This window comes from Solitalea koreensis, assembly GCF_900182575.1.
GTDB lineage: Bacteria > Bacteroidota > Bacteroidia > Sphingobacteriales > Sphingobacteriaceae > Solitalea > Solitalea koreensis.
On sequence record NZ_FXSZ01000015.1, the window covers coordinates 13,335 to 26,048 of the forward strand.

General features: G+C 38.5%; 10 protein-coding genes. 8 read left to right on the forward strand and 2 right to left on the reverse strand.

The genetic code is table 11. The features are described 5' to 3' along the window. Positions 1–62 precede the first annotated feature (62 nt). Positions 63–1,265 carry a PAS domain-containing protein gene (locus FN756_RS13960; protein WP_142604734.1) on the forward strand — a complete coding sequence of 401 codons (1,203 nt, stop codon included), beginning with the start codon at positions 63–65 and terminating at the stop codon, positions 1,263–1,265. 39 nt (positions 1,266–1,304) lie between these two features. Here the strand turns inward: FN756_RS13960 and FN756_RS13965 are convergent, their stop codons facing one another. Continuing rightward, a complete protein-coding gene (locus tag FN756_RS13965; protein ID WP_142604735.1) occupies positions 1,305–2,366 on the reverse strand; it encodes a proline iminopeptidase-family hydrolase in 1,062 nt (353 codons plus the stop codon). 149 nt (positions 2,367–2,515) lie between these two features. Here FN756_RS13965 and FN756_RS13970 point away from each other — a divergent pair, with 149 nt between their 5' ends. From FN756_RS13970 to FN756_RS13985, 4 genes are all read left to right on the forward strand, one after another. After that, a complete protein-coding gene (locus FN756_RS13970) occupies positions 2,516–2,941 on the forward strand; it encodes an SRPBCC family protein (RefSeq protein WP_142604736.1) in 426 nt (141 codons plus the stop codon). Positions 2,942–3,107: 166 nt separating this feature from the next. Continuing rightward, a complete protein-coding gene (locus FN756_RS13975; RefSeq protein ID WP_142604737.1) occupies positions 3,108–3,305 on the forward strand; it encodes a hypothetical protein in 198 nt (65 codons plus the stop codon). Positions 3,306–3,530: 225 nt separating this feature from the next. Beyond that, complete coding sequence (locus FN756_RS13980; RefSeq protein WP_142604738.1) at positions 3,531–4,100, forward strand: dihydrofolate reductase family protein; 570 nt, start codon at positions 3,531–3,533, stop codon at positions 4,098–4,100. Between the two features lie 105 nt (positions 4,101–4,205). Further along, positions 4,206–4,565 (forward strand): hypothetical protein, encoded by a 360-nt coding sequence (locus tag FN756_RS13985; protein WP_142604739.1) that lies wholly within the window; start codon positions 4,206–4,208, stop codon positions 4,563–4,565. A gap of 101 nt (positions 4,566–4,666) precedes the next feature. Here FN756_RS13985 and FN756_RS13990 read toward each other — a convergent pair whose 3' ends face one another. After that, the gene (locus tag FN756_RS13990) at positions 4,667–8,038 is read right to left on the reverse strand and encodes a methylmalonyl-CoA mutase family protein (RefSeq protein ID WP_142604740.1); all 3,372 of its coding nucleotides are present in this window, start codon (positions 8,036–8,038) and stop codon (positions 4,667–4,669) included. A gap of 702 nt (positions 8,039–8,740) precedes the next feature. Between FN756_RS13990 and FN756_RS13995 the strand changes: the two genes are divergently transcribed. The 3 genes from FN756_RS13995 to htpG all read left to right on the forward strand — a co-directional run bounded on the left by FN756_RS13995 (position 8,741) and on the right by htpG (position 12,657). After that, entirely contained in the window at positions 8,741–9,496 is a 756-nt protein-coding gene (locus FN756_RS13995) for an SDR family NAD(P)-dependent oxidoreductase (RefSeq protein WP_142604741.1), read from the forward strand. 174 nt (positions 9,497–9,670) lie between these two features. Then, positions 9,671–10,627 (forward strand): TIGR01212 family radical SAM protein, encoded by a 957-nt coding sequence (locus tag FN756_RS14000; protein WP_142604742.1) that lies wholly within the window; start codon positions 9,671–9,673, stop codon positions 10,625–10,627. Positions 10,628–10,791: 164 nt separating this feature from the next. Continuing rightward, the gene (gene htpG / locus FN756_RS14005; protein WP_142604743.1) at positions 10,792–12,657 is read left to right on the forward strand and encodes a molecular chaperone HtpG; all 1,866 of its coding nucleotides are present in this window, start codon (positions 10,792–10,794) and stop codon (positions 12,655–12,657) included. The last annotated feature ends 57 nt before the right edge of the window (positions 12,658–12,714 follow it).

Consider the following 12,714-nt stretch of genomic DNA (forward strand, 5'->3'; position numbering starts at 1 on the left):
GAATTAGTATTAATACACAGTATCTAAAGGTCGATTAAATTAGCAATTCAACTCTTATAGTCATGTTTCAACTGTTTTCACCGCCAAAGCTTCAAAGTGCTGACTTGAATAGCAAAGCGTATATTCTTTTTAAAGTTATTTGGGGCTTTCTCCTGATTATAACCATTGCCGATTCTATTGCGCTGTCCAGACAACCGGAATATTTGCCTCGATTCCTTGTAATGACTTCCCTTGTATGGTTTGTATCGCTTGCCCTGCTTTATTCAATGCAAAAGGGAAATATTCGAACCATAGCCATTCTGTACATCACCTTTTTTTTAGTTATGATTTTTGGATTTTCCTGGTCAGGAGGAGGGATTAAGAGCCATGGGATGAGGCTTTTGCCTATAGTAGTTTTACTTTCCGGTTTAACAGTCGGAAGAAGGGAAGTATGGCTATTCGGTATAATTTCTGCTCTTTGTGCATTGGCCCTGGTAGTTGCCGATCATGCTCACCTACTACCCGTTACAGAACCACTCAGCAAATCACCATTTATGTATTGGATCTATATTATATGCAATATTTTTTTTCTATGCTATATAGAAAATTTGTCGGTTAACAGATTGAGTAAAGCGTTGAATGCTTCTGAGCAAGAGCTTGCTTTACGAAAACAATCGGAAGAAAAGTATCGCTTAATTTTTGAATCATTTCAGGATATCTACTACCAAACGGACATAAAAGGTAAAATTATTTTAGTCAGTCCTTCTATACAGCAACGTTTAGGTTATGAGCCGTCGGAAGTGATTGGTAAAAATGTACATGTATTTTATCTCGAACCTAAAAAAAGGAGAGATTTTATTACACAGTTAAAGGAGAGTGGAAAGGTTCTTAATGACGAGGTATCCTTGCTGGCTAAAAATGGTAATGTAATCAATGCAATTATCTCCAGCCATGTTCTGTATGAAAATAATTGCAAACCAAAAGCAATTGAGGGTACTGTGCATGATATCACCCAGCGTAAAAGGGCTGAAGATCTTTTAAAACTGCAAAATGAAAAATTAAGAGACATTGCCTTCCTTCAGTCGCATATCGTACGCAGGCCCGTATCAAATGTTCTTGGATTGATCAACCTAATTAACAAAGATGATCCGGCAGATCCATTGAATATTGAATTGATCCCACAACTTAAAATAGCCTCAAATGAACTTGATGCCGTTATACGAGAAATAGTCGATAAAACGAATGAAATTAAGCCTATGGTGCAAAGTAGTTTGCACAAAGACTAAAACAAGAATAGGCTTCATTTTCCACCCTCTCTAAATTCATTATTCCACCTTTTTCTTTCCTTCTTCTAATGCTTTAATGAACTTGATAACCCCTTTCATGTACGTTTTCTGATCGTCGTACATGCTCATGTGGGCGCCGTTGGGACATAGTAAAAAGCTGCCATTTTGCACCTGGGTAGACATCCATTGCATGTGTTTCGGATCCATGGTGTCATAAGTGGAGCCAATGACTAGCGTTGGAACTCTTAATGTTTTTAAATCAGCCTTACGATCCCAATTCTTTAATTTTCCTCCAAGCCCGAATTCACTGGGCCCTTGCATGGTCACATATAACGACTGGTTTATCTTGCCGAACGAACGATTCATGGGTTCGGGCCAGTCTGCTACCGGTATGCGGCAAATGTGCTTGGCATAAAAAAACGGAATCAACAGCTCCATGTATTTCGGGTTTTCGAAATCACCTTTTGCTTCTATTGCTCTGATTGAATCCAATACTTTTGGGTCCATTTGTTTGGCTAATACATCTTCTGCATACTTGCCATAATCAGGGCAGCTCGACATCATATTCGAAATGATGAGCCCTTTCAAATTTTGCTGATATTTCAGTGCATATTCCATAGCCAGAATGCCACCCCATGAATGACCCAGCAGGTAAAAATCATCCTTATTCAGGTTTAAGGCAGTTCTTACTTGTTCCACTTCTTCAACATAACGGGGTAAATCCCACATGGAAGTATCCTTTGGATTGTCGGAGTTTCCGCAGCCTAATTGATCATAATAAATGAATTCAATGCCTTCTGCCGGGAAGAAGCTTTCGAAACATTCAAAGTATTCGTGTGTAGCACCTGGTCCTCCGTTAAGCAACAAAACTTTTATATGGGGATTATTCCCAATGGTTTTGGTCCAGATGTTAAATTTTCCTTTTGGGGTTTCTATCGGGATTATTTTCACGCCACCCGTTTGTACACCTGTATCTACAGGTAAAAAGTAGGCCAATTCATTAGCTGAATCTTTTGTTTTAGAGGGCTGGTTGGAACAGGAAATGATAAATCCTGTTAAGGCGGCAACTAGAAATGCCACTGGTTTTGTGATGATTTTCATAGAAGAAGCATTTGATTGAATTTAATGATAAATTCAGTGATATGCTCGGTTTGCCAATGCAAATTTTGTAAATCATCTTTGTGTGACCTGCTGCTATAATGAATGTTCTGTCATTCTATTAAATTTGTTTTTATCAAAAAACATCAGCAATGGAAAAAACAAATAAAACAACAATCACAATTCAAGCTATTGTAAATGCTCCGGTAGAAAAAGTATGGGAAGTATGGACCTCTCCTGAACACATTACGAAATGGAATCAGGCAAGTAACGATTGGCATACAACCAAAGCAGAAAATGATTTGCGGCCAGCAGGAAAATTTCTCTCCAGAATGGAAGCTAAGGATGGTAGTTTCGGTTTTGACTTTGAAGGTGTTTATAGCGACGTAAAAACAAATGAACTTATTGCTTACGCTATGGCCGATGGAAGGAAAGTTGAAATTAAGTTCACCGGTAATGGCAATGAAACCAAGGTGGTGGAAAGTTTTGAGGCTGAAGAGGTTAATTCTATTGAAATGCAACGTGATGGATGGCAAGCTATTCTAAACAATTTTAAAGAGTACACCGAAACCAATTAATAATATTTTTTGCCATCTATTTGTTTTTCTAAAACATTAATAGTTAATTACATTCTGAAAAAAAACTGACAAAAAAGTAAGTGTTTCCGAGTTTTAAAACGTCTATTATAGCTTTGAATCTCTCAGATTGCAAGCGAATAGTTTTGAGGGATTTGAAAAAAAAACAATGTTTCTGGAAAAAAGATTTTATTATTTAATGGCTTGGATGGTATTTGCAGTAATTGCCTATGCCTGGACTCAAAAAGTTGAAAACCCTGATGCATTTCATTATGCTCAATATGAACAAACCGAATTGAGACAAAAATTAAGTGATACAAAATCGGACACATTAACATATGGATATAGCATAAAAACTAACCATTGATGATAAGCGAAAGAGTAAACCAGGGCAGTATTTAACTTTTCATTTTTTTATCTAAAAGTACTTAGAGGCTGTCTTAAAAGACGAACTAACCTGTTTTGACATGTTGCAGAGTCGAAATATCTGTTTCATAATGTTACAGACCTTTTGACTGGTTCAAGGTGGCAGGGGAAAGCGCTTTTGAGACAGTCTTTTTTATTAATTGGATAGGATATAACCATATACATCATGAAAAAACTTGTTTTATTTATGCACACCACCTTAGATGGTTTTGTTGCAGGCCCTAAGGGCGAAATGGACTGGATTAAGATTGATGATGAAATGTTTGACTATGCTGGTAAACGAACAAATGAGGCAGATACCGCATTGTACGGACGCATAACTTATCAAATGATGGAAAGTTATTGGCCAGCAGCAGGAGAACAATCTAATGCAACTAAGCATGATATTGAACATTCCCAATGGTACAACAAGGTTGAGAAAGTAATTGTATCCAAAACAATGATAGATGCAGAGTTGAATAATATTACGGTTATTAGCAATGATATTGAAGATAAGATAGCTCAGCTAAAAAAGAACGATGGAAAAGACATTTTAATGTTTGGTAGCCCATCTGTTGCTCATGCCTTAATGCGGGGAAATTTAATTGACGATTATTGGTTATTTGTAAATCCGATTATACTTGGAGAAGGTATTTCTTTGTTCAAGGGAGTAAAAGAAAAAATACAACTGAAATTGGAATCGAGTATGGTGTTTCCAAGTGGCGTTGTTTGTCTTCATTACCAGAAAAATGAGTAAGTAACAAAGTTGTTTCTGTGTTTTATAATAAGTGCAAAATATTAATTTAGTGTTTCAACTCCTATGTCAAGGTTAACAGAATTCAACTTAAACAATAAAATAATAATGAAAAAGAGTTTACTGATTTTAAGTGCAATTGCGTTGGTGGCTTGCGGCACTTCTAAAGTTTCAACAAATAGTATTAATGCAGATGTGGCCAGGGGAGCATTGAAATATCCAGGCTATACTGCTGCTGAGTTTACTGCCGGTAAAACAGCAAATGAAAACTATTGTGGCAGTTGCCACGCGTTAAAAAGTGCTTCTTCAAAAACTGAAGCACAATGGAACACTATCGTGCCAAATATGGTGAAAAGAGCGAACCGTAAAGCGGGGGGTGTAGCAATTGATGCAAAAACTCAAGAGTCAATTTTGAAATATTTGGTTACCATGAGTTCAGTTCCTGCAACTATGTCAAAAGCTAATTGAATAAATATAGTTGATAGATATAAAAAAACGCCCTGCTTTTCAGCAAGGCGTTTTTTATATCAGATCGTATATCGCAATACACCTATCTCAATTCTAAAAAATTACATATTCCTACGGTACTGGCCACCTACTTTGTAAAGCGCATTCGAGATTTGTCCTAGTGAGCAGTACTTGGTTACATCCATCAGTTTAGTAAAGATATTTTCATTATGGATAGCAGCTTGTTGCAGTTCTTTCAATAAGCGTTCGGCTTTATCTTCATTACGTTTCTGGAACGCATGAACCGTTGAGATTTGATATTGCTTCTCATCTTCAGTCGCACGAATTACTTCAGAAGGTACAACCGTTGGTGAACCTTTACTGTTTAAGAACGTATTCACACCAATAATTGGGTAATCACCGTTATGTTTCAAGGTTTCGTAGTACAATGATTCTTCCTGAATCTTACTGCGTTGATACATGGTTTCCATTGCACCTAACACACCACCACGATCATTGATACGCTTAAATTCAGTTAATACTGCTTCTTCTACTAAGTCTGTTAACTCTTCGATGATGAATGAACCCTGTAAAGGATTTTCATTTTTCGCCAGACCCAACTCACGGTTAATGATTAACTGAATAGCCATTGCACGACGAACCGATTCTTCGGTAGGAGTGGTGATGGCTTCGTCATAAGCATTGGTATGCAGTGAATTACAGTTGTCGTAAATGGCATACAAAGCTTGCAATGTAGTTCGGATATCGTTGAAATCGATTTCCTGTGCATGCAATGAGCGACCCGATGTTTGGATATGATATTTTAGTTTCTGAGAACGATCATTTCCTTTGTACTTATTTTTGATCGCTTTTGCCCAGATTCTTCTGGCCACACGTCCGATTACTGAATACTCGGGATCGATACCATTGGAGAAGAAGAACGATAAGTTCGGTGCGAAATCATCAATGTTCATTCCGCGGCTTAGGTAGTATTCAACAAAAGTAAACCCATTAGCGAGCGTAAAGGCCAATTGTGAAATTGGGTTAGCTCCGGCTTCAGCTATGTGATAGCCCGAAATAGATACCGAATAGAAATTACGAACCTTCTCCGAGATAAAATACTGCTGAATATCGCCCATCATTCTAAGTGCAAATTCAGTAGAGAAAATACAGGTGTTTTGAGCCTGATCTTCTTTTAAAATATCGGCTTGAACGGTACCTCGAACGGTTGATACAGCATGTGCTCTGATTTTCTCATACACATCGGCAGGTAAAACCTCATCGCCGGTAACGCCCAAAAGCATCAAGCCTAATCCGTTGTTACCTTCCGGAAGATCGCCGTTGTAAGTAGGGCGTTCAACACCTTTTTGCTTATAAATCTCTTCGATTTTAGCTTTTACCTCTTTCACCATTCCGTGATGATGAATGTACTTTTCGCATTGCTGATCAATGGCTGCATTCATGAAAAAGCCCAACAACATCGGTGCGGGTCCGTTAATAGTCATTGAAACCGAGGTTGAAGAATTGCAGAGATCGAAGCCTGAATACAGTTTTTTGCAATCATCAAGCGTGGCAATTGATACACCTGAGTTTCCGATTTTGCCGTAAATGTCAGGACGAATATGCGGATCTTCACCGTATAAAGTCACAGAGTCAAACGCGGTCGATAAACGATGCGCAGGCTGACCCAATGAAACATAGTGGAAACGTTTGTTGGTCCGCTCCGGTCCCCCTTCACCGGCAAACATACGGGTAGGATCTTCCCCTTCACGTTTAAGCGGAAACACTCCGGCGGCGTAAGGGAATTCACCTGGCAGGTTTTCAGTTAATAACCAGCGAAGAATATCGCCCCAAGCTTCATATTTAGGTAAAGCAATTTTAGGGATTTTTAATTTCGAGAGCGATTCATAGTACAGTGATTGCTTAATCTCTTTGTCACGCACTTTGTACACAAAGAAATCTTCTTTGAACTTGCGAACGGTTTCAGGCCATTCACGCAATAAGCGTTTACATTCACCAGCAAGATCTTCTTCTAGTTTGGTGTAAAGGACTTTTAATTGTTCAACGGTTGATTCATTGCCTGTGTTTTGTTCAAGCAGATCAATGGTACCCTTTAATTGGAACATTTTCTGAGCGATGTCGCATTGTTTGTTCACCCATTGATTATACTCCTGGCTGGCTTCAACAATTTCGGCCAGGTAACGGGTACGATCAGGAGGAATAATGAATACCTTTTCTGACACCTCTGGAGTAAGTTCATAGTGAGCCTGAAAATCAATACCGGTTTTTTCTTTGATTTTGCTCATCAGGGCTACGAACAAATTGTTCATTCCAGGGTCGTTGAACTGTGATGCAATGGTGCCGTAAATAGGCAGGTTGTCATCAGCTGCCTCCCAAAGGTTATGGTTGCGTTTGTATTGTTTCTTTACATCACGAACCGCATCCAAAGCGCCACGTTTATCGAATTTGTTGATCGCTACTAAGTCGGCGAAATCGAGCATATCGATTTTTTCCAACTGGGTAGCTGCACCAAACTCAGGAGTCATTACATATAATGAAACATCACAATGTTCAGTGATTTCAGTATCTGATTGTCCGATACCCGAAGTTTCAACAATGATCAAATCATAGGCAGCTGCTTTGCAGATATCAACCGCTTCTTGTACATATTTTGATAGCGCCAGATTAGCCTGACGAGTTGCCAATGAACGCATGTAAACGCGAGGATCATTGATGGCGTTCATACGGATACGGTCGCCAAGCAAAGCTCCACCGGTTTTACGTTTCGATGGGTCGACCGAAATAATGGCGATGGTTTTATCCGTCTCCAATAGATAGCGACGAACTAATTCATCTACTAACGATGATTTACCCGCGCCACCTGTTCCAGTGATCCCTAAAACAGGAATTTTTTTATCTGAGATTAATTTTTTTACTTCTTTCAGAAACTGTTCAGCTTCTTCAGGGAAGTTTTCGGCAACGGAAATGGCATTGGCAATTTTGGTTGCTTCTTTAATTTTTATTCCTTTTAATTCACCGTTTACATTTGTTTTTACCGGAAAATCACATTCTTTCATTAAAAAGTTGATCATGCCTTGCAAGCCCATCGTGCGGCCATCATCCGGAGAAAAAATACGATTGATACCATATTGATGTAATTCCTCGATTTCTTCAGGAAGAATTACACCACCGCCACCGCCGAATACTTTAATGTGTGATGCTCCACGTTCGTTGAGTAAATCACGCATGTATTTAAAATATTCCACATGGCCTCCTTGGTAGCTGGTCATGGCAATACCTTGAACGTCTTCTTGAATAGCACAATTTACCACCTCATCAACCGAACGGTTGTGGCCAAGGTGAATCACTTCAGCGCCTGATGACTGAAGAATACGACGCATGATATTAATCGAGGCATCATGTCCATCAAACAACGCTGCTGCTGTAACAAAACGGATCTTGTTTTTAGGTTTATAAACTTCTACGGGATTCATTACTGGTTCTATTGATCGCGAGCAAATTTAGGTATTTTTTGCTTGTAGATAGTGGTGATTTGAAACCTAATGAATTAGGGCATGAGCCTAAAGAATTAGCATTGGAGCCTAATGCATTAGGTCATAAATACCTAAGGAATTAGCTTTGGATCGTAATGTGTTAAGTCGGGAGCCTAAAGAGTTTGCTCAGGAACCTAATGCATTAACTTTGGAGCCTAATCTTTTTGGTCGTGAACCTAAATTTTAACCCACGTACTCTAAAATTTTAACCTCAGTGCTCTAAAATTTACCCTATGTGCCCTAAAATTTTAGCCTCAGTACCTAAAATGTTGGCCTCTTGTTAATTTCTCTAATTGAAAAAATGGAAACGGATTTCGCCAGCGGGAAGTTTATCACCTATACAGAGCGTACATTAAGTACTGGAGGGATCAATAACTGATGCGATAGCATTTAATAATTACCGCGAAGGGCTTCATTTAGGCTTAATGATGAACATTAGGAAGTTTGTTTAGAAAAATCTGTTAATAATTCTCTTAGCCAGCAAGAACTTGTTATTCTAATCCTGATTCGTTCAAAGCAATCAAATACCTGTCTTTTATAATTGATCATTCTGTTTTACTGTTGATTATCAGTTAGTTGTAAATAATTTTCGTAACTTAAGAGATAGCTTTCTGCTATTTATACGCTCTTAAACGCTCAAGTATGAATAAGCGAACCGCACTGATAACCGGTGCTACTACCGGCATTGGTTATCAGTTTGCAAGAATTATGGCTCGTAATAAGGTTGATTTAGTTTTGGTTGGGGGCCGGGAAGAGGTGTTGCTTGAAATTGCCATTATGCTTTACGAGCGCTACGGAACATACGTTAAATTTATTCCCCTCGATCTTACCCATCAAAATTTAGCTTTCGTTGTTTATAATGACGTTGTGAAGGATGGTATTAAGATAGATTATTTGATCAACACCGCCGGCTTTGGCGACTATGGAAATTTTCATGAGACCGATTGGCAGCGTGAAAAAGAAATGATCAACTTAAATGTGGTGAATCTGGTTCATTTTACAAAATTGTTTCTCAGCGCAATGGTCGTAAGGGGCAAAGGCCGAATCTTAAATGTGGCTTCTACGGCGGCTTTTCAACCTGGTCCGCAATCGGCGGTTTTTCATGCCACCAAAGCATTCGTGTTATCGTTTTCAGAATCGATCGCCAATGAACTTAAAGATACGGGCGTTACGGTAACAGCGCTTTGCCCTGATCCGAGTCAGTGCGGCCTGGAGGCGATTGCTGAACAAGAGGTGAAAAAAATGTTAAGGAAAAGAAAACTGCCTAAAGATTGGGAAGTGGCCGAATTTGGTTTCCATTCCATGATTGAAGGTAAAACGGTGGCGGTAGAAGGCTTTATGAATCGCTTGTTTGTAAATGTGATGCGTTTTTTTAGAAATGAAGTACCGTCGAAGTAAATGATAGAATGATGGAAAGAAAGAATGAAAGAGTGATAGAATGTGGGAATTAGGATAGACGATGGGAAATGGAACCTCAATATTTCCTCATAAACATGTAACTTGCATCCCGCCAATCCAAACTTATTACTTAAAACTTACCACTTTAAACTAATATTGTACCTTTGCGGTTCTATGTCAGTGACTTCAAATTTTAAAACATATAATAATTACGGCCCGTGGTTGCGTGAAAAGTACAACGGACAACGAGTGTTCAAGGTGATTGTGGACGGTGGTTTTACTTGTCCAAATCGTGATGGAAGTAAGGGTTACGGAGGCTGTACGTATTGTAATGTTGATTCCTTTACGCCACAACTAGCGCGCGAAATGCCAACCATTCGTGAGCAGGTGCTTGAAAGCATGGCGCGCACACGTAAAATGTACAAAGCCGATAAATTCATCATTTATTTCCAGCCTAATACCAATACCTATGCTCCGACTCATTATCTGAAAATGATGTATGACGAGGCTTTGTCTTATAATACTGAAGATATTGTTGGTTTATCCATTGGTACGCGTGCCGACTGTTTAGATGCCGAAAAGATCGCGCTTATTGAAAGCTATTCCGATCGTTTCGATGTGGATTTGGAGATCGGTATGGAATCAATTTATGAAGATACATTAGCTCAGTTAAACAGAGGATGTAGCCATGCTGAATTGGTAAAAGTATTGACGGAAACAAAGGATGCCAAATTCGATCTTTGCGTACATTCTATCTTTGGCCTTCCGGGCGAAACTACTGAAATGATGCTGGCGTATGCCGATGAGATCAATCGTTTTCCGCAAATCAAATTTGTGAAACTTCATCATTTATACATTGTTGAAGGTTCAATAATGGGCGTGAAATACAAACGTGAGCCGTTTAAACTATTTACTATTGATGAATACGCAGAGTTCCTTTGTCTGTTTTTACCACGTCTTCGTCCTGATATTGTAGTTCAGCGTTTGTTTGGTATTTCTGATCAGGAATTGTTAATCGCACCAAATTGGGGAATGAAGAAAAGTGAGATTCAAAGTTATTTTGAAAATTATCTGGAACGTAAGGGTGTTAAACAAGGTTCGGCCTATCATCCCGAATTGACGCTTGCTTAAAATTTTTCATAGCCAAATATGCACAAGGAAATGACATCGTGTTGTTTCCTTTTTTCTTAATGTCAAACTAAACCTGACAAAATTTCATTCTGTTTTCATTTGGTATGTTCCTTGATAAACAGCATAAAATATTTGTTCATTCGTAATAACTTAATATTCATTATATGTCAGTTAAAGGATCAATTTCAGTAAATACCGAAAACATCTTCCCAATCATTAAAAAATTCCTATACTCTGATCATGATATTTTTCTGCGTGAATTAGTGGCAAACGCTACTGATGCTACTCAGAAATTGCAGAAACTAGCAGGGATCGGTGAATTTAAAGGAGAACTTGGCGATTTAAGTATTCGTATCAGCCTAGATAAAGAGAAAAAAACGCTGACTATTTCTGATAGCGGTGTCGGAATGACAGAAGAAGAAGTTCAGAAATATATCAATCAGGTTGCTTTTTCCGGCGCTACGGAGTTTGTTGAGAAATTTAAAGATATCGATACGACGAGCATCATTGGTAAGTTCGGTTTAGGCTTTTACTCAGCCTTCATGGTTGCTGAAAAAGTAGAGATTGTTACTAAATCATACAAAGATGAGCCTGCTGTAGTTTGGAGTTGCGATGGCAGTACTGAATTTAGCATCGAACCTGCTGATAAAACCACTCGTGGTACGGATATAGTTCTTTACATAAATGCCGATTCAGAAGAGTTTTTAGAAGATTTCCGTATTGGAAATATCTTGAAACGTTATTGCCGTTTCATGCCGGTATCGATTATTTTCGGTAAAGACTCTGAGAAAGTAAAAGAAGGTGAAGAAGAAAAAACGATTGAAAAAGATCATGTTGTAAATGCTGTTCAGCCTTTATATGCACGTGATCCGCAAACCTTAAAAGATGAAGATTATCTTAACTTTTATCGCGAGCTATATCCAATGGCAGAAGATCCGTTATTTTGGATCCATTTAAACGTTGATTATCCGTTTAACCTTACCGGTATTTTATACTTCCCGAAAGTGAAAAATGACATCACTTTACACAAGGATAAAATCCAGCTGTTCTCTCGCCAGGTATTTATTACCGATAACGTTGAAGATATCGTTCCTGAGTTTTTACGCTTGATGCATGGTGTTATTGACTCTCCTGATATTCCGTTAAACGTATCTCGTTCTTACTTACAATCAGACAGCAACGTAAAGAAAATCAGCAACTACATTACCCGTAAGGTTTCAGATCGTTTGGACGAATTGTTCAAAACGGATCGTAAAACATTTGAAGAAAAATGGGAGAGTATCGGACTGTTTATCAAATACGGAATGGTTTCGGATGAAAAGTTCTTCGAGAAAGCTCAAAAATATTGTTTGTATAAAAACATTGAAGGAGCATTATTTACCTTAGATGAATACAAAGAGAAAATTCAGCTCAATCAGGTAGATAAAGACGGAAATTCAACCTTTATTTACACCTCAAAACCTGATGAACAAAATATGTTTATCCGCGCTGCAAAGAACCGTGGATTCGATGTATTGCAGATGGATTCAATTATCGACAATCATTTCATCAGCAATGTAGAGTACAAACTTGAAAAAGTTCGCATGAAACGTGTGGATGCTGATACGGTTGATAAACTCGTGGAGAAAGATGAGAAGGTAGAAACGATTTTGACAGATGATCAAAAGACTAAGGTTTCTGAAATCTTCAAAAAAGCAGTGAAGAACGAGCAACTTGATCTTGAAATTACAGCATTAAGCGGAGATGAACTTCCAGTTATGATTGTTCGCCCTGAATTTATGCGTCGTATGCAGGAAATGGCTGAATTGCAAGGTGGAAACAACGGTATGTTTGGATTCAATGGTTTTGGAGCAGAGAAAGTTATGGTAAATGGTAATCATCCACTTATTAGTAAGTTACTTCAAGCTGATGAAGATAAGCAAGAAACAGTAGCTCGCCAAGCTTATGATCTGGCACTTTTAGCCCAAGGAATGCTGAAAGGTGAAGCCCTGAGCAACTTTATTCACCGCTCAGTTGCAATGGTAGATTAATTATAGGTTTAAAGGATTTAGGTTCAGGGCTGAAACCTTGGGCCTAAATCTTATTTT

Bases quoted from the DNA above. Each gene is read 5' to 3' on its own strand.
- FN756_RS14000 (WP_142604742.1), top strand. From the start codon at position 9,671: ATGTCAGTGACTTCAAATTTTAAAACATATAATAATTACGGCCCGTGG.
- FN756_RS13975 (WP_142604737.1), top strand. From the start codon at position 3,108: ATGTTTCTGGAAAAAAGATTTTATTATTTAATGGCTTGGATGGTATTT.
- FN756_RS13970 (WP_142604736.1), top strand. From the start codon at position 2,516: ATGGAAAAAACAAATAAAACAACAATCACAATTCAAGCTATTGTAAAT.
- htpG (WP_142604743.1), top strand. From the start codon at position 10,792: ATGTCAGTTAAAGGATCAATTTCAGTAAATACCGAAAACATCTTCCCA.
- FN756_RS13960 (WP_142604734.1), top strand. From the start codon at position 63: ATGTTTCAACTGTTTTCACCGCCAAAGCTTCAAAGTGCTGACTTGAAT.
- FN756_RS13965 (WP_142604735.1), bottom strand. From the start codon at position 2,366: ATGAAAATCATCACAAAACCAGTGGCATTTCTAGTTGCCGCCTTAACA.
- FN756_RS13990 (WP_142604740.1), bottom strand. From the start codon at position 8,038: ATGAATCCCGTAGAAGTTTATAAACCTAAAAACAAGATCCGTTTTGTT.
- FN756_RS13995 (WP_142604741.1), top strand. From the start codon at position 8,741: ATGAATAAGCGAACCGCACTGATAACCGGTGCTACTACCGGCATTGGT.
- FN756_RS13980 (WP_142604738.1), top strand. From the start codon at position 3,531: ATGAAAAAACTTGTTTTATTTATGCACACCACCTTAGATGGTTTTGTT.
- FN756_RS13985 (WP_142604739.1), top strand. From the start codon at position 4,206: ATGAAAAAGAGTTTACTGATTTTAAGTGCAATTGCGTTGGTGGCTTGC.